We start from the raw sequence: 17,866 nt of genomic DNA, 5'->3' as shown, positions 1-17,866 counted from the left end.
GACCGGCCGGGGCAATTGGAGCCCCGGGGACGACGGCAAGCGCGTTGCAACAGCAGAGCAAGCCGTGGAAACAGCAGCGCTTCGGCCGCACGCAGATTGCGGCCCGGTACGTCGTGGTGGCCGGGGAATTTGGTGAGCGCGTTGGGGTTCGAACCCAAGACCTACAGATTAAAAGTCTGAACCCGCTTCTGAAGCACGCTCAACGGGTTAGGCACTAAACCGTTGTTTTATATGGGTATTACCGCGCCGTACAATCCCTATGGGGATCATGTGGCCTCGACAATCCGCTAGAAACTGTGCACGGATTGTGCACGGATTTCGAATGGAGCGGACATTGGCGAACGTCGCGAAGCTCACGGTTGGGCGTGTGGGCGGTCTCGCTCCCGAGACGAAGGAGTACATCGTCTATGAGGACGCGACTCCGGGCTTCGGCGTGCGAGTCTACCCCTCCGGTCGTCGATGCTATGTGTTCCGCTACCGCGCTAGGACCGGAGGCGCGCTCGTGTCGCGGATGGTCACGATCGCCGACGATCGTAAACTCGGCCTCGACGAGGCCCGGAGGTTAGCGCGCGACCTCGCCGGGCGGGTAGCTCGGGGCGAAGACCCTTCCCATGCCCGCGCGGAAGCCGCTGTGAAGGCAGCGGCCCGCCGCTCCTTCGCCGAGGTCCGCGAGGACTTCTTAGCGAAGCACGTGGACGCCCGGTTGAAGCCGAGCACAGCGAGCGAGTACCGCCGGGTGCTCATACGGGAATTTGCCGCGCTCGACCGCAAGCCGTTCGAAGACGTAACGCAGGCGGACATTGCCAACGCGCTGCAAACGATCGCGGGACGCGGCAAGCTCAGGACGGCCAATCTCGCCCGCGCTTACGCTCGGAAATTTTACTCGTGGGCGCGGGCCAACGGGCTGTGCCCTGTGAACCTCGTGAAGGAAACTGAGCGATTCGGGTCCGATGTTCGCCGGGAGCGCGTCCTATCCCTGCCGGAACTCGGCCAAATCTACCTCGCCGCGTTGGGCGCGAAAAGCGACTTCGGCGCGATCGTTCGACTCCTGATGCTGACCGGGCAGCGCAAGGGTGAGGTCTTCGGAATGATCGCTGAGGAGGTCAACACCGAAGCGAAGGTCTGGCGCCTCCCGGCTTCGCGAACGAAGAATCGAAAGGCGCACGACGTGCCTCTTTCTGCTACGTGCGTCCGCATCATCGCAAAGCGATCGAGCCGCCGGGGTCTCGTCTTCTCGACGACCGAGGGCAGCGTGATAGGAAACGTCGATCGTTCGAAGAAGCGTTTAGACGCACTGATCGCGACGAACCTCCGTCGTTCCGATCCTGCGGCCACCGCCCTCCCCCATTGGACCCTTCACGACCTCCGAAGAAGCTTCGTCACCCATGCCCACGGTGAGCTTGGAGTGCCGGTGCCCGTGCTCGAACGCGCGATCAATCACATTTCGGGATCGTTCGGCGGCGTCGTCGGCATCTACAACCGGGCACCGCTTTGGAAAGAGCGGGTCGCGGCCTTCGAGGCGTGGGAAGGTCTAGTTCTCGCCGCTGCCGGCCTGCCACTTGGGCACCGTGAGACGGCTACGACCGAAAGGGCCGCCGCGTGAGAGATCGTCGCCGAAGCCTGCCCCCGAAGGTGCTCGAAGGCGCCTCAGCGGACGTTCAGGCCGCGAACGAGGTATTGCGGGCAATCTTCCTGGCGATTCTAGACGCCGGTCTCACGCAGGCCGAGTTCGCTGAGAAAGTGTGCCTCAGCGAGCGGACCATCGAGAATTGGCGGGCGTCGTCGGCCCTCACAGGAGATACGAAGGGTCCCGGCCTCCTGCTCGTCAGCCGAGCGCTCGACGCCCTCGGACTGGAACTTGACGTTCGCGCCAAGAGCGATCGCAAACGGTTTCCTCTCGGCGTCCGGAATGCCGTTGCGGAAGATGAACGCTTGCGAATTGCGCGGGGTATGACCGTCAAAGCGTGGCTCGAAGAGCACAGTAGGTGGGTCGACGGGCGTCGTCGCATGGGCCTCGCGTCTGATGACGATTAGCGTCCGTCGGCGTGCGGAGGATATGACGGATACCCACCTTGGCTTCGGGTACTCGCGGCCGCAGGTTGGTGAGGATGCGGGCAGCGAAACAAGCCCGTGGAAAGCCTGCCATGTCCGCACAGCCCAGCGCCATCCGTAAGTCTCAGTCGACCCTTCTCACTACGGAGGAAGTCGCCGAGCGGCTTGATATTCCTGCGAAGACCGTCGCCGCATGGCGCAGTCAGCTTCGGGGGCCGAGCTATATCCGCCTCGGCCCTGGCAAGCGGGCAACGATCCGCTATCGCCCCGAGGCAATTGACGAGTTCATCGCCGAAATGGAACGGCAGACTAACCGTCGCTGATCCACCATATCCGGTAGTTGCCCCCCCCCCATATCCTTTGCAATAATCACCTATTGACCCGAAGCTAGCTTCAGAATTAACAATCATTGGCCGCCCGACGCGGCGCCAACAACACTTCGCCGAAATTAATTGAACCGCCCGACCTAAAGTCGTCGGGCGCAACCGGACGCACGCCGTGCGGCCGAGGGGGAACCCATGTCCGAGTCCGAACACGCCGCAGCCCTCGCTCACGCGATTGAGGGTGCTGAAGACGCATGCCTTGGCCCTACCGACATTGCTCTCGTCGTGAGGGCGCTTCGAGCGCTTGCAGAGGGTAACGCGACCGTCGTGAAGCCTTCGGGGGGGGGGGGCGAGATGGCCGCGGGAGGACTGAGCCATCATTAACTCTCGGCAATCTAGGTAGATAGAAAGTTGCTTATGCGAGGGCGCCAACAAGAGCACACCATTCCTCTGCTATCCTCAGAAAGTAATTATCGCATAGTTGACGTAAATATTTCTGGTCGCACAGTTTGTATGTGCTTAAACGACTTTGGACGTCAACGAATGATTATCGCACATCGCATCGCCGATCTCGCAGCACATGGCCCGATTTCGCGGTCTTCAATATACAATGCGATTCGAAGCGGCCGATTGATTGCTCGCAAGGTCGGCGGTGCGACTGTGATCCTCGACGAGGATTGGCGAGCCATGCTTGCAAGTGCACCGCCTCCCAAGGTCGGCGTGCGCCGAGATCAAACGAGTTCCTGAAACGAGAAAACCCGACGCTTGCGACGCCGGGCTTCTCATAAATCTGAGGTATAACCGTGTTGAAGCCCGTTCGTATTCTCCCGACGAAAGAAGCGCAAACTTTTGATCATATTTCCGACGAAGATTTCTTCGCTCGGTTTCCCGATGTGACGCATCGCGAGCGGCCTTGGGCGCCCGTTCTTGTCGTTGATAAAGGGTGGAAAATTATCAGCCGCCGGGACGGTTTGCGCATGCGGGTGCGCGAGCACCCTGGGACGGTCGGGTGGCCCGAAATCGTAATGCTTGGTTTTGAGCCCGACGACAGCGATCTTTCGTTTCAGTACACCCCCTTCGGCATCACGGGGGCTGCGCGCCGTGCTCGCTGAAGGTCTTGCGCCGCAGTCTCAGATTTTGGCCGTTAGCCCCTTCGCCATCACCGGCCCGGCGCTGATCGAGAACGGCTATTCCGCGATCCCGATCGCCCCCGGCGACAAGATTCCCGGCCTGTACGCGGGCGGGGAATGGCGACTCATGCCGAACTGGCAGCGCTTCTGTGAGATGCCTGCCCCGCCGAACTTCATCAGGGGATGGTCTCGCATGCCTGGTGCGGGCGTCGGCATCGCGCTCGGTCGCGGCCTCGTCGCCGTCGACATTGACCTCGACGATGCGGTCGACGCCGTGTGCGCCGCCCTGCCCCCCGCTCAGGTCGCGAAGAAGGGCGCCAAGGGCCTGACCCTGTTCTTCCGGGGCGATACCTCGAAGATTCAGTCGCGGGCCTTCAGGATCGGCGGGGTCGGCGCCGTCGACCTTCTGTCGCACGGCAAGCAGTCCGTGCTCCCGCCCTCGATCCACCCGAAGACCGTGCGGCCGTATGAGTGGATGAGCCGCAAGACGCTCGCCGAAGTGCCGCTCGCCGAGTTGACCGAGGCCCCCGACAACCTCGCCGACCTGATCGCCGACGCGCTGAAGCCCTTCGGCTATAAGACCGAGTCGACCTTCGAGTGGGACGGCGCGGTTAAGGAGTCCGAGTCGCAATCGAACGACTTCTTCCGTCGGCTCAACGAAGACGCCCTCGCGAATCTCGACGCATGGGTTCCGAAGCTCGGGCTCTTCAAGGCGAACCGGGAGTCGGATGGCGGATGGCGCGCGGTTGCTCACTGGCGGCCGTCGAGCACGGGGCAACCGCACGATCGGCGGAAGCCGAACCTGTCGTTCGACTCGCGGGGCATCCGCGACTTCGGCGACGGCGGGAGTCCTTACACGCCGCTTAGCGTCATTATGCAGGCACTCAATTTCGATTTTGACGACGCCTTCGCGTGGCTGAGCAAAGCTCTCGGGCAAAACGATCCCGCGATTGTGCTCATTGCCGGGCCGTCGGCGCCTTCCGTTTTGGCTCGGCAGAGTGAGCCCGCTGCGGCGTCGAACGCCGTCAGTAACGTTTCTAATAAGGCCAGCGTCGTCGCTATGCCGTTCCGGTTGGGCGACCCTGCTCTGATCCCTCGGCGGCAATGGCTGTACGGCACGGCGTTGATCCGCAAGTTCATGAGCGTGCTCGTGGCACCAGGCGGTGTCGGCAAGTCTTCCCTCACGATCGTCGAGGCGTTGGCGTTGGCGACCGGACGCCCGTTGCTCGGCATTGCCCCCGCAGATCGCTTGCGGGTGTGGCTTTGGAACGGCGAAGACCCGCTCGACGAGCTTGAGCGGCGCGTCACGGCGGCCTGCCTCCATTACCGGATCGACGAAGCCGCCTTGGGGGACAGGCTCTTCCTCAACTCCGGCCGCGACACGCGGCTCGTTGTAATGCGCGAAGTCCGTAGGGAACTCGTTGTGGCCGAGCCGATCGTCGAATCGGTCGAACGGGAGATCGCAACCAAAAAGATCGACGTGCTGATCATCGACCCCTTCGTGACGACCCACGAAGTCACCGAGAATGATAATGGGGCGATTGCCAGGGTGGCGTATCTGTGGGCCGGCATCGCCGATCGAACGGGCTGCGCCATCCTTCTTGTGCATCATGCCAGGAAGACGAACGGCGCCGAGGTAACGGCGGAAGACTCCCGCGGCGGTGTTGCCCTCGTCGGGGCGGCCCGGATCGTGCGGGTGCTCAATCCGATGACCGTGGCCGAAGCTCAGGCGTTCGGCATCTCGGGCGACGAACGTCCCTCCCTCGTGCGGATCGGCGACGGCAAGGCGAACCTCGCCCGCCGTTCGGATTGTGGCGTGTGGTTCAAGCTTAAGTCCGTCTCGCTCGGCAATGGGACTGGCAATCTCGATTTTGGGGATGAAGTCGGCGTTGCGACGGCTTGGGCGCCCCCCTCCCGCGAAGAGGCGACAGCACTCAGTCCCGCGGAGGTTGCTGCGGTCCAGGCGGTGGTTCGCCAGGGAGAGCATCGGTTCGACGAGCGGGCGACGGCTTGGGTTGGAAACGCGATCACGCTGGCGCTCGCGGGCACGGCGAAGGAGCCGGCAACCAAGCGTCACGTGAAGGACATTATCGATCGGCTGATCGCCGAAGGGCACTTGAGGATCGTGAAGCGTTCTGATGCGTCGAGGAAAGTGAAGGATTTTGTTGAAGTCTGCGAAGGTGCGGCAGTTGCGGCAGTCTGAGTGGAGCACGACCGCCGCAACCCTGCTCCTGCTGCCTGCTCCAGTGCTCCAGTTGCGCCACTCCCTTTAGGGAGGGGCCACTGGAGTGGAGCGCCGCAGCGTATCGGCGAAGGGGGTGGGTGAAGGGGGAGACGAAGGAAAGAAAGCGACTTGAAAAAAGAAGAACTATTTCAGGGAAGTTAATTGACAAACTAAAACATCACAGTCTCGTTGTGTATTTACAACGCTTGGGTCCTTCCGTGGCGTCCCCCCTGCGGGTAACGCGCAATCCCGACCCCTGGCTAGATATGGTTGCGAAAAGCTTCATTTTTGATTTTGGAGCTTCAGGGAATGAAGCTGATTGCAGAGGCCACAACCTCAATCTCGGTTTTACGAGAACGTAAAATCAAACGTAAAGCCTGCACGACGTTCGACTGCTCTCTTTGAGGCCCAACAATTATTCGAACGATTGGAAGCTCTCCACCGTGATCGAATAGCTTTATGTAGGGCACTGGCACGCCGTTTTTCATTCTATATTCGATTTTTTTTTCAGGCTTATCGTAGATTTTTTTACCGCGGGGATTGAGCGCCGGCGCCGCAATAATTCTTACTTCCTTTTCTTCCATGAACGATTTGTGCTTGAGTTTAGGCCCAATAAGAAAGAGGGCATCGTGTAAATCATCAAGGCCCGGAAGGTCACTGATATCGATACCGTGTGACTTAGCCCGTAGGCGACGAACGAATAGCTTGGCGATATCTTGAATCTTTACTTCATCAATACAAGTAGAATGATCGTCGTATATAACATTTCCGATTGCAATTGGGGAGTATGGATGGGCTTTTTCTTCAGCGTTGAGCTTCTCTTGGAAAAGATCCACATCAAATTCAAGGGCGCACCCGCCCTGCGATCCATAACCTCTCCACTGCGAAAGTAGACCATGATCCCACTGAAGCGAGCCGGGATCATGCTCACAGAAAGATGCTAGAAACACTGGGGAAAGATAATCACCAGCATCAAAGCTCTTTCGAATTAAAAATTCAGCTTGTTGTTGAAATATATCAATATTATTGTCTTCAGCAAAGCCTTTTAGCTCGCCGGCAGCGCTTAGTTCGTCATAAGCACTTTTGAAGCCTTGCTCAAGTAGAGGGGATATGAGACTTTCTGCAATTTTTAGTTCGAGGCTATCATTTAAGTATTTGTAATGTGTAGCGAAAATTTGTCCTGAGCCTATAATTCCAAGCGCTCCATCATTTGTGGTGTAGTGAAACATGCTCGGCACTGTCGTCTCCTTTGTGGTTGTGTGGGCTACTAAAACACTCTCCCCCGCATACCGGCAATCTTCATGATTGCCACATGCCTGCCATTCAAAAATACAGCCGTCGTCATCCCGAGCCGAAAAAGCGCCGGCCCTCGACCGTCACGGTGCCCGACCATGCCGGCCCTCATGTGAAGCTGCTCTTCGCAGAGATGCGGCGGTTAAATATCACTTACGACGAGGTTGAAGAGCGCAGCGGCGTCCTTCGTGCAACGCTCAAGGCATGGCGTCACCGTACGAATCCAACACTTACGAGCGCGGAGGCTGCATTGGCCGTCGTCGGCTATGAGTTCGTGCCGATCCCGACCGAGCGGGCGCTTCCTCCCGAGGTTGTTGCGGAGCTTCGTCCGATCGCAAACCGTCTCGGTCTCGAAATGCCCGCGGCGGTGCGGCTTGCGGCTGAAATCGCCTATCGGGATCACCACAATCCTTCGGTTCCGGCCTAGCGGCGCTCGACGCTAAGCTGAGGAGAGCTGGGCGGGGGAGTTGGCTTCACCCCCGCCCGGTTTTTTGTTTCAGGGGTACGAGATTGCCCCTGACCCACGTGATGGAACGGGCCACATTTAACTTCCTGAGTGAACTCAGCGGGCGGCCTTCGGGCCGTCCGCCTTTTTCGCGTTGGGGGATGCCAAAACAGCCTCCCTAACGAATCGGTGACGGGCGAACCTCTCGTCGTCGGCCCTGAGCCGATGTCGGAATTTTCCAATGTCTCCCACTGCCATTCAGACTCCGAACGACGCTGCGGGCCGTCATCGGCACCAGCCCCATGCCGGGCATCGCCTCGGATGGGCGGCCGTTGAATTGGAGAGCGTCAAGCGCGCTCTCGGCGGCCGTCAGTTCCTTATGTTCGCCGATATCGTCGAAGTGCGAGAGCGGATCACTGAGGCTCAGGCCGAGATCGCCAAGGCGTCGGCCTCTCAGACTGCGGGGGTGCAGTCGTGAGTCTCCTTGATAAGCTGCTCGGGCGCCGGCCCCGTACCGCCGCCAACATCGCCGCCGAGCTTTCTGCTCGGGGGGCCGAGTTGACGGCCGCCAAGGCGCGTATGGCCTCCGCTGCCATGAAGCGGGCCGCCGCGCTCGATGCGCAGGATGCCGCCGCCTTAAAGGCCGTAGACGACGAGACGGCTGCGGATGGACTCACTGCCGAACTCGCGGCTCATGCGATTGCCGCCCTGGAAGCCGCGCACGCGGAGCGGATCAAGGTCGAAGAGCGGGAGCAATTCCGCGCCGATGTGGCGAGCGCCGAGCGTGAAGCCGTTGCTCTGACGGCCTCGCTTCAGGCCGAGTATCCCGAAGCCGCCCGGCGGCTCGCCGCTATCCTCGATCGGATGGCGAGACACCGTGCCAAGGAAGACAGCCTTCGTGAGCGAGGCCGCAAGCTCGGCGAGAGCGTCAAAATCTCGAACGTCACCGCGTTCCGTGACGGACCTCGGCGCTGGCGCGTAACGTGGCCGAACCCGAGTAGTACGGGAATCGCCCAAGGGCCGCCGGAGGCTGCGCCGCCCGGCATGATCCGATGGGTTAACGGAGAACCCATCGCGGCCTATGATGGCGTGACCGTCGAGCCCCGGCGCATCGAGTCTGCGGACTCCCTGCTCGATGCGATCAAGTACCTCCCCGGCCTGCTTTATGGCGATGCCCCGTACTATCGGGCGACGGAGCCTTGGGTGCCGCCGCCGCGAATGCCGGTCTGACGTCCGTTATCGACGTTTGTCGAGCTTCCTAAACGCATCCTAACGCCCGAGCGCCGATATGAGCCTTGCCCTGACTGTAAGCCTCGCATCGGCGTGGGCGATGGAGAACGACGCTCTTGCAAAGCTCTTCGAAATCGCCTCGCGCGAGTGCGAGCCGTCGCCAGTCGCCCTAGAAGCGTACCGCTCGCAAGCTCTGGCGCGTGCCGAGCGCGCGACCGTGCGCAACGGCGTGGCGATCATCTCGGCCGAAGGCCCGCTCTTTAAGCGCGCGAACTTCATGACCGAGTTTTTCGGCGCGTCGAGCTATGACGTTTTGCGCCGGGACCTTCAGGCGGCCGTCGACAACGGCGGCGTACGGGCGATCCTGCTCAACATCGACTCCCCCGGCGGCGAGGCGGCCGGCATCGGCGAGCTTGCGGCGGCCGTGAAGGGCCTTCGCGGTCAGGGCAAGCCGATCGTCGCCTATGTCGGGGACCTCGGCGCCTCGGCAGCCTATTGGCTTGCCTCGGCAGCCGACTCGATCGTCGTCGGAACCTCGGCCGCCCTCGGCTCGATCGGCGTGCGCGCAAGCTGCGGCGACACGAGCGCCCGCGACGAGCGGTCGGGCGTGCGTCGTTACGATTTCGTCTCGTCGCAGTCCCCCTACAAGGTCGCGGACCTTCAGAGCGACGACGGCCGCGCCCGCGTTCAGGCGCGCGTCGAAACCCTCGCTCAGGTCTTCATCGAAACCGTCGCCGAGAACCGGGGAGTCACCGTCGACCGCGTGCTCGCGGCCTTCGGTCAAGGCGACGTGCTGATCGGAAGAGCCGCCGTCGACGCCGGAATGGCCGACGCGACCGGCACCTTCGAAGGAACCCTCGCCGCGCTCGCGGCGGGCAAAGTAACTTCACGCCCCCCTCCGGTCGCGCGTCCGATTGCTTCGAGTGTGCCGGTGCGGTTGGCTCCCGTGAAGCCGCTCGCCCCGCCTCCGTCCGCGGCCGTCGTCGCCGAACGGACTCGGGCGCGCGAGATTTCTGCCCTCACGCCTGCCGGGGCGGAAGCCGATCGAAACGACGCGATCCGCTCGGGTATGTCGGTTGAGACGTTTCGGGGAGTGCTGGCGGCCCGCTCTATCATTGCGGCGGTACGGCTGGCGAGCGGCGAGCGCTAAAGCGGCCGATGGACGCCCATCTTTAGCTTCGGTGACGCTACCGATGATCGCTACGCGAAATGGCCGCAACGCTACGACGAACGAAGACTTTGCTCATTCTTCGTGAAAGAACTTGCTCGCTGCATCTGCGCTCATGAAGCGGCCACCGTCACCAAAAGATCCACGCTTCGTTGGAACCTCGTGTGCTATTCGACCGATAGTGCTACTTAGAATTGGAGGACAGGTACAGATTGAATGTCCACATTCTGCGCATCCGTCCGGATAAGACTTGGCCATCGCAATCTCAAGTGCCGCTCCACGCTCTAATGGAGGCTTGCCCGCTTTTGTGTCGGCAATATTTTGAATATGCATCAGCCAAGCAAAAACATCTGCGGCCTCACTCAAAACATATCCGGGTTCTGTTCTGAATACTCGGACAGCTTCAGCAAGCTCACCTAATTCTTCAGCGAGGCGGCCGAAGGAAGGGCCGAAATCCTCTGTTTGCTGCGCCGGATATATGCCGGAAAATAATCTTTGCCATTCGCCGAGGCGCATGGGCTTTTCAGTTCTATCACCAAGAGTAGATAGAGTGCTCCATTCGGGACCCTGCGATTCAGCTTTCTTGTGCGTGCATATATCCGGGTCGTGCGGTCTTTTGTGGCAGTAAGCGCAAACACCAGGAAATTTATCCCAGATCATCTGCTCAACACTACGAATGCCTAGCTTTCCACACAGCGCGAACCACCAGGCGAAAGCTTTCGCAATATGATTTTCGGAGTTGACGTTCGATTTTTTCTTTCCACTAGCAAGTGCGCTTAGACCGCCGATTACTTCAACCATATGGGTGAAGATACTCGACACGTCGCGGTGATAATTTTGGTTCCAGTATGTTCTGTTGGCACTACGATAAATTTGATCCAAAGTGCGACCGCGAAGTTGGTTCACTCGTGCGGTATCGAGACTCGGCAGGTCTGGTTGTTGCTTCTGCGATCTCGTAAATTCTCGGTTCAGCTCTTCAATCTGCGCCGCTATCTCTTTCGAGAACATATCGACAGCAATGTTGGCGTCACGCAAACGACGCATGCCGCGGCCCGATATAAGCGGATTCGGATCCACCATTCCAATATATACGCGCGCAACTTTTCTTTCGATAAGTCTTTCAACACAGGGAATCTTCGGAGGATTCCTCGTGGTGCACGGCTCAAGCGTGGTGTAAACAGTGGCACCAGCCACACTAACCTCTTTCATCTTCTTTTCGAGCGCGGTATACTCTGCGTGCTCGCCTGCACAACATTCGCCCCTATAGCTTTCTACTATGTTTCCATCCGGCAGAACTACGACTGCACCAACTTTAGGGCTGGTTTTCCCCGGCTCGGAAACGCATTTCCTCGCCTGTTCGAGTGCGAGGTTCATATAAAAATCTGGATCGGTCATGGATGGCATAGTGCCAGAGTGAGCCAGGCACTCAAGCCCTATTTAACGCGGGCTGCTTGTCGCAGCTTGGTCCGGCTCGATAAGCCCCCGTTCAACCAACGGTTTGAAGGCAACCCAGCACGGATGCAGGTTCTCATCCTTGAGATGCCCGGGAGCAAGCTTTTTGAGGTTCTGTAGTCTGTTGCTGGCGGACGGCCCGCAACCGCCGTGAACTCACGCGGCGCAAATCAAATTACGCCTATGGCCAGTCCGACAAACCCGCCTGAGTTGTTAGCTACCGCGGCCGCTCAGCAAGCGGTTCGCGCAAGGCCACTGATCATCTCCAGCCCGTCGGTATGGCCTTGGATCATCCAGGGCGGCCCGGAGGCGGCAATCCCCCGAAAGCGCCCCTACCATGCTCCCGTGAGTTGCCTGCACTCCTTCCGGGCCGACTCGACGCGATTGCCGATATCGGCCGCAAGGTTGGTCAAATGCACGCCCTTCGCGCACTTCTGACTTTCCTCGATCCGAACCATCGGGATCGCGATCTCACCCGCGGAAATTTTCCGAATGAGTTTGTCGGTCGTGAGATGCGAAAAGTAGTCCCGCGCGACATCCTCGATCGGAACGACGGCCTGCCTATCGTACTATGCCATGAGGAGAAAGACGGTTTTCATGCTGCGAACCTTGGGCGTGCGGCATAGGGACACCGCCTCCGTCGTGAGATCGAACGCAAGTCGCTTGGATTGCGCGAGGGCGGGGGCCGATAGGCCGCCGTGTGCACGATCTGTGCACGGGCACGAAAAATAGCGGTTTTTACGAGGTCGATTTAACTGCTAAAAAGCCAATGGAAACAATGTGGTGAGCGCGTTGGGGTTCGAACCCAAGACCTACAGATTAAAAGTCCGTTGCTCTACCAGCTGAGCTACGCGCTCGCGTCCGTGGCGGGGGCATTAAGGCCCGGGTCCGTTGGGAGGCGACGCCCGCAATAGGGGCTCGACGGGTGGGGGTCAACCGCGCCAAACCGCCTTCCTGTGGGCGTGGCGGTTGGGATGTGATGAGCGCAGTGGCGGAACGGGAGTGGCCGGCAGGAGCCTGGCAGGGGTTCGCCTGGGTGTTCGGCCTGTCGGTCGCCGGCTTCGGGCTGGCGGCGTTTGGGTTCGTCGCCGTGCTCGACCCCTATGGCCTGCGGGTCGGGCCCGGGCGGGCGCCGGCGCCCTTGATGGATGGCAACCAGCGCTTCATGTACCCCCAGGTCGCCCGCAGCGGCCTCTACGACGCGGCGGTCTTCGGTTCCTCCACGTCACGGCTCCTCGATCCGGATCGGCTCGGACCCGTGCTCGGCGGCCGCTTCGCCAACTTCGCCATGAACGCCGCGACGCCGTTCGAGCAGATGTCCATCGCCCGGGTCTTCCTGCGGTACGCCGCGCCGAAAGTCGTGGTGTTCGGCCTCGACGCCAATTGGTGCGCGGCCAATGCCGACACGAAGCGCCTCACGTTCCGGCCGTTCCCCGCCTGGCTCTACGCGGAGGGGGCACCCTGGGGCGTCCTGCGGCAGCTCAACGGGCAGGGCCTCGCCGCGGCTTGGCGGGTGGCGCTGGCCCGCTGGGCCGGTGTGCCGGCGCGGCTGCGGGCGGATGGCTACGCCGTCTTCACGCCGCCCGAGGCGGACTACGACGCCCGCCGCGCCGCGGCCCATATCCATGGCGGCGGCGCGGCGATGCCCGAGGCGTCCCCGGTCGATCCGCCGGTCGATGCCGTGGCGGCGCCGATGCCGGCGCTGGGCTGGCTCGACGATCTCCTCGGTGCGATGCCGCCGGACACGCGCAAGGTGCTCGCCTTCATGCCGGTGCACGTGGCGGCGCAGGGTCTGCCCGGCACGGCCAAGGGCGCGCGGGAGGCGGCCTGCAAGGCGCGGGTCGCCGCGATCGGCGCCCGGCGCGGCGCCCGCGTGGTGGACTTCCGAATCCCCTCCCCGGTGACGACCGAGGACACGAATTACTGGGACGCCCTTCATTACAGGCTGCCCATCGCCGAACGCATCGTCACCGCCCTGGGGGCTGCCGTCGCGACGGGCACCGACGATCCGGACGGCTTCTACAGGGTGTTGCCCCGCCCCTGAGGGGCGTTCAGGCGGCGCGCTCGGCCTCCGCCTTCGCCCAGGCCTCCCGGGTCCCGTCGCAGAAATCGGCGAGGCGGCCTTGCGCGATGGCGCCGCGCATCCCGGCCATGAGGTCCTGATAGTACGACAGGTTGTTCCAGGTGAGCAGCATCATCCCCAGGATCTCGTCCGTGCGCACGAGGTGATGGAGATAGGCGCGGCTGTAGTCCCGCGCCGCCGGGCAGGACGACGTTTCGTCGAGGGGCCGGGTGTCCTCGCCGTGGCGGGCGTTGCGCAGGTTGATCCGGCCGTGGCGGGTATAGGCGAGGCCGTGCCGCCCGGCTCGGGTCGGCATCACGCAGTCGAACATGTCGATGCCGCGGGAGACCGAACGCATGAGGTCGTCGGGCGTGCCGACCCCCATGAGGTAGCGCGGCTTGCCGGCGGGAAGATGCGGCTCCACCGTCTCGATCATCGCCAGCATCACCGCCTGGGGCTCGCCCACCGCGAGGCCGCCGATGGCGTAGCCCTTGAGGTCGAGATCCACGAGGGCGCGCGCGCTCTCCACCCGCAGATCGGGACTGTCGCCACCCTGCACGATGCCGAACATCGCCTTGCCGGGCTGCTCGCCGAACTGCACGCGGCAGCGCTCCGCCCAGCGAAGGGACAGGTGCATCGCCTTTTCGATGGTGGCCCGGTCGGCGGGCAGCCGAACGCATTCGTCGAGCTGCATCTGGATGTCGGAGCCCAGCAGCCCCTGGATCTCGATGGACCGTTCCGGGCTCATGTGGTGGGTCGAACCGTCGACATGCGAGCGGAAGGTGACGCCCTGCTCGTCGAGCTTGCGCAGGGCCGAGAGCGACATCACCTGGAAACCGCCGGAATCCGTGAGGATCGGCTGTGGCCAGTTCATGAACCGGTGCAGGCCGCCGAGCCGCGCCATGCGCTCGGGGCCGGGCCGCAGCATCAGGTGGTAGGTGTTGCCGAGCACCACGTCGGCGCCCAACTCCCGCACCTGACCCGGATACATCGCCTTGACGGTGGCGGCCGTGCCGACGGGCATGAAGGCGGGCGTCCGAATGGTGCCGCGCGGCATGCTGATCGCGCCGGTGCGCGCGGGTCCGTCGGTGGCATCCACCCGGAAGGTGAACGCGCTCGGAAGGGGGGACGTGCTCGGAAGGGGGGACGTGGCTGGTTCGGACATCGGCGCTCCTTAGCACCGGATCGACCGGGTGGGCAGGCGGGACGGTGCGCCGGCCTCCCCTACCGCCCCGCCGGAAACAGCAGGCTCGAATCCCCGTAGGAGTAGAACCGGTATCCGTGCTCGATCGCGTGCGCGTAGGCGGCCCGCATGGTCTCCAGGCCCGAGAAGGCCGAGACCAGCATGAACAGGGTCGAGCGCGGCAGGTGGAAATTGGTCATGAGGGCGTCGACGGCGCGGATCGGCGTCCCGGGCGTGATGAAAATCTCCGTCGGACCCGAGAACGGGTGCAGCCGCCCCTGCGCGTCGGCGGCACTCTCGAGGAGGCGAAGGGCGGTGGTGCCCACCGCCACGATGCGCCCGCCCGCCGCGCGGGTCCGGTTGAGGGCATCGGCCGTCTCCGCCGTGAGGATGCCGATCTCCGCATGCATGCGGTGATCCTGCGTGTCGTCGGCCTTCACCGGGAGGAAGGTGCCGGCTCCCACGTGCAGGGTCACGCGGTGGCGGTGGAGACCGACGGCATCGAGATCGGCGAGGAGTGATTCCGAGAAATGCAGGCCGGCAGTGGGAGCCGCCACGGCCCCGGGCCGAGCGGCATAGACGGTCTGGTAATCCGTGGCGTCCTGGGCATCCGTCGGGCGCTTTCCGGCGATGTAGGGCGGCAGCGGCAGGCTGCCGGTGGCGGCGATGGCGGCGTCGAGGGCCGGACCCGAGAGGTCGAACCGCAGGGTGATCTCGCCGGCCTCGCCCTTCTCCTGAATGGTCGCGTCGAGGCCACCGAGGTCGCAGGGCTCGCTCGTCCCGTGGCGGCCGAACACGACGCGATCCCCCGGCGCGAGGCGCTTCGCCGGTCGGGCGAAGGCGCGCCAGGTGTCCAGGCCGGCGCGCAGGTGCAGCATCGCCTCCATGCGCAGGCCGGGGGAGCCGGGACGATGACGGATGCCGGTGAGCCGGGCCGGGATGACCCGTGTGTCGTTGAACACCAGGGCGTCGCCCGGCCGCAGGAGGCCGGGCAGGTCGCGCACGGCCCGGTCTTCGAAGGGCTCGCCCGGCTGGACCACGAGGAGACGGCCGGCATCGCGGGGGGTCGGGGGCCGCAGGGCGATGGCCGCCTCGGGCAACTCGAAATCGAAGAGATCGACGCGCATGCCGCGCCAACAGCACGGTTTGACGGGTCGGATCAATGGGCGCGACTCTCGGATCGATGAGCGGGGACTCGGGAGCCCGGGAACGTGGGAACTCGGGCGCACCGCTCCGGTTCATGCTTCACCCGTACGGATGCCGTGCGAGAAGGCAGAGCGAGCTTCCGAATGACTTGGTATGCGTTGAGACCCCGCGATCCCGCCGATCCGCGCTGGCCCCTGCCCGACAGCCCGAGCATCACCCTCAAGGCGGACGATCCGCAGGCGGCACGGGACAAGTTCACGGCGGCCTATCCGAGTCGTCCGTTCGGCACGCCGGGTTCGCCCGTGGCCGATGCGGGCGATGCGGGATTCCGCGACGACCCCGATGCGCTGCTCGTCGAGGAAGCGCCGGAGCCGCAGAGCCCGCCGCCCGCCTGAGCACGGGTCCGCTCCCAACCCCTTCTCCATTCCGGGAAGCCGCGCCATGCCCCCGTCCGCTTCGAACACCAAGCCTCCCAGGGCGAAGCCGTCCGCCGTGTCGTCGCCCCGGCGCGTGACCCTGGATTCGCAGCTGCTCACCTATTGGGAGCGCGAAGCGGTCCGCCTCGACGCCCTCGCGGCCTCCACCCGGTGGCGTTGGATCGCGCGGGGCTACGCCAGAAAGGCCGAGCGAGCGCGCGCCCAGGCGGCCCGGAGCGCCGATCGGGAGGCCGCCCGGGGCCGGATTCCTGAGGGCATGCGCGACGGCGACGAACCGGCCACCTGACGGCAGGGGGTAGGGCAGCGGTTATAGCCGAGCCTCAATCGTTCAGTGGCGGGTTCAACCTTTGCCGTGGCCTTGGGGGCGTGCGGGCGCGTAAGGGCGGGTTCGATCGGACCCCGACCCCGACCCTGGAATGCCGTGATGGACCGCACTCAGAAGGCCGCCCTGGCGAGCGCCGCCATCGGCACCCTCGTCACCGGCGTCAAGTTCGCGGCCTTCGCCCTCACGGGCAGCCTCGCGCTCTACTCCGATGCCCTCGAGAGCATCATCAACGTGGTGGCGGCGGCCTTCGCCTTCGTCGCCCTGCGGGTGGCCGCACGCCCGGCCGACGACGATCACCCCTACGGCCACCACAAGGCCGAGTACTTCTCCGCCGTCATCGAGGGCGCGCTCATCATCGCGGCGGCGATGCTGATCCTGCGCGAGGCGTTCCACGGCATCCTCGATCCGAAGCCCCTCGACGCGCCGGTCCTCGGTCTGGCGGTGAACGGCGTCGCGACGGCGATCAACGGGGTGTGGGCGGTCTATCTCCTGGGCCGCGCCAAGGCCTGGCGCTCGCCGGCCCTGGTGGCCGATGCCCGCCACGTCATGGCCGACGTGGTGACCTCCCTGGGGGTACTCGTGGGTCTCGGCCTCGTACTCCTCACGGGAGCGGCGGTTCTCGATCCCATCATCGCCGGTCTGGTCGCCCTCAACATCCTGTGGTCCGGCTGGACCATGGTGCGCGACTCGGTGAGTGGCCTCCTCGATCGTGCCGCCCCGCCCGAGATGGTGACGAAGATCCGCGAACTCATCTCGCTCCACGGAGAGGGCGCCCTGGAAGCGCACGACGTCCGGACTCGCCACGCCGGGCAGGCCACCTTCATCGACTTCCACCTCGTGGTGCCGGGCGAGATGACGGTGCGGGATTCCCACGAGATCTGCGACCGCCTGGAAGCGGCCATCGAGGGCGCCGTCGAGGGCGCCGTCGTGGTGATCCATGTGGAGCCGGGCGAGCAGGCCAAGGGGCGTGGGGTGCCGGTGGTATGACAGTCGCATCCGGTCCTCGGTTCCCAACACTATCGGATTGCGCCGGGCGGGGCTGCCGTTTTCGACTCCGATATCTGGATGCGGGCGGCGAACCACGTGAATCCGGCCGAGATGATCAGAAGACCTGTGACGACTGTGTTAGCGAAGTGTAGCGGACCACTATCGGTTTCCTCGACGCCGATGGCGAAGGTCCACCAGGCGAGTTCCGCACTGCCGTAGAGGATCACGGCCGCGTAGAGCCAAGCAAACGCGTATCGCCAAAGGGCGACGGCCGCTCTCCGACCGAACAGGCTACCGCAAATCGTAAGTGCGACCGCTGGACCGAACAGGAGGACGAGAAGGACCAAGAGCGTCTCCATGGAAATCCTGGTAACCGCTGCTTTGACGCAACGATGGTCTTCGCGTGATA

17 protein-coding genes, 2 tRNA genes and 1 pseudogene are annotated in these 17,866 nt (G+C 63.3%); 12 read left to right on the top strand and 8 right to left on the bottom strand.

Annotated features, from left to right (window positions below; translation table 11 throughout):
- Positions 1-130: 130 nt before the first annotated feature.
- A tRNA-Lys gene (locus ASF27_RS22425) sits at positions 131-201 on the bottom strand.
- Between the two features lie 121 nt (positions 202-322).
- Here ASF27_RS22425 and ASF27_RS16790 point away from each other — a divergent pair.
- The 5 genes from ASF27_RS16790 (at position 323) to ASF27_RS16775 (ending at position 5,708) form a co-directional block, all read left to right on the top strand.
- The gene (locus ASF27_RS16790) at positions 323-1,603 is read left to right on the top strand and encodes a site-specific integrase (protein WP_056361863.1); all 1,281 of its coding nucleotides are present in this window, start codon (positions 323-325) and stop codon (positions 1,601-1,603) included.
- A 29-nt stretch (positions 1,604-1,632) separates the two neighbouring features.
- A complete protein-coding gene (locus ASF27_RS22920; RefSeq protein ID WP_056361860.1) occupies positions 1,633-2,034 on the top strand; it encodes a transcriptional regulator in 402 nt (133 codons plus the stop codon).
- Between the two features lie 110 nt (positions 2,035-2,144).
- Entirely contained in the window at positions 2,145-2,375 is a 231-nt protein-coding gene (locus ASF27_RS16780; RefSeq protein WP_056361857.1) for a helix-turn-helix domain-containing protein, read from the top strand.
- A gap of 803 nt (positions 2,376-3,178) precedes the next feature.
- Positions 3,179-3,487 carry a hypothetical protein gene (locus ASF27_RS22600; protein ID WP_162238650.1) on the top strand — a complete coding sequence of 103 codons (309 nt, stop codon included), beginning with the start codon at positions 3,179-3,181 and terminating at the stop codon, positions 3,485-3,487.
- On the top strand, positions 3,477-5,708 hold the full coding sequence (locus ASF27_RS16775) for an AAA family ATPase (protein ID WP_162238649.1): 2,232 nt from the start codon (positions 3,477-3,479) through the stop codon (positions 5,706-5,708). The genes ASF27_RS22600 and ASF27_RS16775 overlap by 11 nt, the downstream gene beginning before the upstream one ends.
- A 323-nt stretch (positions 5,709-6,031) precedes the next feature.
- On the opposite strand, the gene ASF27_RS21765 is transcribed toward ASF27_RS16775, so the two are convergent.
- Positions 6,032-6,958 carry a DUF2971 domain-containing protein gene (locus tag ASF27_RS21765; protein WP_082479249.1) on the bottom strand — a complete coding sequence of 309 codons (927 nt, stop codon included), beginning with the start codon at positions 6,956-6,958 and terminating at the stop codon, positions 6,032-6,034.
- Positions 6,959-7,041: 83 nt separating this feature from the next.
- On the opposite strand from ASF27_RS21765, the gene ASF27_RS16770 reads away from it, so the two are divergent.
- From ASF27_RS16770 to ASF27_RS16760, 3 genes are all read left to right on the top strand, one after another.
- Positions 7,042-7,449, top strand: coding sequence for a hypothetical protein (locus ASF27_RS16770; protein WP_056361850.1), 408 nt, complete (start codon positions 7,042-7,044; stop codon positions 7,447-7,449).
- 492 nt (positions 7,450-7,941) lie between these two features.
- Positions 7,942-8,697, top strand: a complete 756-nt coding sequence (locus tag ASF27_RS16765) for a hypothetical protein (protein ID WP_056361848.1) — start codon at positions 7,942-7,944, stop codon at positions 8,695-8,697.
- 58 nt (positions 8,698-8,755) lie between these two features.
- Positions 8,756-9,847: a S49 family peptidase gene (locus ASF27_RS16760; protein WP_082479247.1), complete on the top strand. Its 1,092-nt coding sequence runs from the start codon at positions 8,756-8,758 to the stop codon at positions 9,845-9,847.
- A gap of 93 nt (positions 9,848-9,940) precedes the next feature.
- Here the strand turns inward: ASF27_RS16760 and ASF27_RS21760 are convergent, their stop codons facing one another.
- The 3 genes and pseudogenes from ASF27_RS21760 to ASF27_RS16755 all read right to left on the bottom strand — a co-directional run bounded on the left by ASF27_RS21760 (position 9,941) and on the right by ASF27_RS16755 (position 12,174).
- Entirely contained in the window at positions 9,941-11,260 is a 1,320-nt protein-coding gene (locus ASF27_RS21760) for a hypothetical protein (RefSeq protein ID WP_162238648.1), read from the bottom strand.
- Positions 11,261-11,649: 389 nt separating this feature from the next.
- A pseudogene (locus ASF27_RS21755) lies at positions 11,650-11,916 on the bottom strand (pyocin activator PrtN family protein).
- Between the two features lie 182 nt (positions 11,917-12,098).
- A tRNA-Lys gene (locus ASF27_RS16755) sits at positions 12,099-12,174 on the bottom strand.
- Positions 12,175-12,296: 122 nt separating this feature from the next.
- Here ASF27_RS16755 and ASF27_RS16750 point away from each other — a divergent pair.
- Entirely contained in the window at positions 12,297-13,361 is a 1,065-nt protein-coding gene (locus tag ASF27_RS16750; protein ID WP_056361842.1) for a hypothetical protein, read from the top strand.
- 7 nt (positions 13,362-13,368) lie between these two features.
- On the opposite strand, the gene tgt is transcribed toward ASF27_RS16750, so the two are convergent.
- Together tgt and queA are read right to left on the bottom strand one after the other, a co-directional pair.
- Positions 13,369-14,544, bottom strand: coding sequence for a tRNA guanosine(34) transglycosylase Tgt (tgt, locus tag ASF27_RS16745; protein ID WP_056173520.1), 1,176 nt, complete (start codon positions 14,542-14,544; stop codon positions 13,369-13,371).
- Between the two features lie 59 nt (positions 14,545-14,603).
- Positions 14,604-15,689: a tRNA preQ1(34) S-adenosylmethionine ribosyltransferase-isomerase QueA gene (gene queA / locus ASF27_RS16740; RefSeq protein WP_056361839.1), complete on the bottom strand. Its 1,086-nt coding sequence runs from the start codon at positions 15,687-15,689 to the stop codon at positions 14,604-14,606.
- Between the two features lie 162 nt (positions 15,690-15,851).
- Here queA and ASF27_RS16735 point away from each other — a divergent pair, with 162 nt between their 5' ends.
- The 3 genes from ASF27_RS16735 (at position 15,852) to ASF27_RS16725 (ending at position 17,457) form a co-directional block, all read left to right on the top strand.
- Entirely contained in the window at positions 15,852-16,103 is a 252-nt protein-coding gene (locus ASF27_RS16735; protein WP_056173512.1) for a hypothetical protein, read from the top strand.
- 46 nt (positions 16,104-16,149) lie between these two features.
- A complete protein-coding gene (locus ASF27_RS16730) occupies positions 16,150-16,431 on the top strand; it encodes a hypothetical protein (RefSeq protein WP_244481028.1) in 282 nt (93 codons plus the stop codon).
- A gap of 138 nt (positions 16,432-16,569) precedes the next feature.
- Positions 16,570-17,457 (top strand): cation diffusion facilitator family transporter, encoded by an 888-nt coding sequence (locus ASF27_RS16725; RefSeq protein ID WP_056173505.1) that lies wholly within the window; start codon positions 16,570-16,572, stop codon positions 17,455-17,457.
- A 29-nt stretch (positions 17,458-17,486) separates the two neighbouring features.
- Here the strand turns inward: ASF27_RS16725 and ASF27_RS16720 are convergent, their stop codons facing one another.
- Positions 17,487-17,816 (bottom strand): hypothetical protein, encoded by a 330-nt coding sequence (locus tag ASF27_RS16720; RefSeq protein ID WP_056361835.1) that lies wholly within the window; start codon positions 17,814-17,816, stop codon positions 17,487-17,489.
- Between the last annotated feature and the right edge of the window lie 50 nt (positions 17,817-17,866).

The sequence above is a fragment of the Methylobacterium sp. Leaf102 genome, from assembly GCF_001422425.1.
Classification (GTDB): domain Bacteria; phylum Pseudomonadota; class Alphaproteobacteria; order Rhizobiales; family Beijerinckiaceae; genus Methylobacterium.
This window is presented reverse-complemented; position numbering and strand designations above follow the sequence as displayed.

Excerpts from the sequence above, each read along its gene's own strand:
- ASF27_RS16790 (WP_056361863.1), top strand. The coding sequence starts at position 323 with ATGGAGCGGACATTGGCGAACGTCGCGAAGCTCACGGTTGGGCGTGTG.
- ASF27_RS16780 (WP_056361857.1), top strand. The coding sequence starts at position 2,145 with ATGTCCGCACAGCCCAGCGCCATCCGTAAGTCTCAGTCGACCCTTCTC.
- ASF27_RS21765 (WP_082479249.1), bottom strand. The coding sequence starts at position 6,958 with ATGTTTCACTACACCACAAATGATGGAGCGCTTGGAATTATAGGCTCA.
- ASF27_RS16770 (WP_056361850.1), top strand. The coding sequence starts at position 7,042 with ATGCCTGCCATTCAAAAATACAGCCGTCGTCATCCCGAGCCGAAAAAG.
- ASF27_RS16760 (WP_082479247.1), top strand. The coding sequence starts at position 8,756 with ATGAGCCTTGCCCTGACTGTAAGCCTCGCATCGGCGTGGGCGATGGAG.
- ASF27_RS21760 (WP_162238648.1), bottom strand. The coding sequence starts at position 11,260 with ATGACCGATCCAGATTTTTATATGAACCTCGCACTCGAACAGGCGAGG.
- ASF27_RS16750 (WP_056361842.1), top strand. The coding sequence starts at position 12,297 with ATGAGCGCAGTGGCGGAACGGGAGTGGCCGGCAGGAGCCTGGCAGGGG.
- tgt (WP_056173520.1), bottom strand. The coding sequence starts at position 14,544 with ATGTCCGAACCAGCCACGTCCCCCCTTCCGAGCACGTCCCCCCTTCCG.
- queA (WP_056361839.1), bottom strand. The coding sequence starts at position 15,689 with ATGCGCGTCGATCTCTTCGATTTCGAGTTGCCCGAGGCGGCCATCGCC.
- ASF27_RS16735 (WP_056173512.1), top strand. The coding sequence starts at position 15,852 with ATGACTTGGTATGCGTTGAGACCCCGCGATCCCGCCGATCCGCGCTGG.
- ASF27_RS16730 (WP_244481028.1), top strand. The coding sequence starts at position 16,150 with ATGCCCCCGTCCGCTTCGAACACCAAGCCTCCCAGGGCGAAGCCGTCC.
- ASF27_RS16725 (WP_056173505.1), top strand. The coding sequence starts at position 16,570 with ATGGACCGCACTCAGAAGGCCGCCCTGGCGAGCGCCGCCATCGGCACC.
- ASF27_RS16720 (WP_056361835.1), bottom strand. The coding sequence starts at position 17,816 with ATGGAGACGCTCTTGGTCCTTCTCGTCCTCCTGTTCGGTCCAGCGGTC.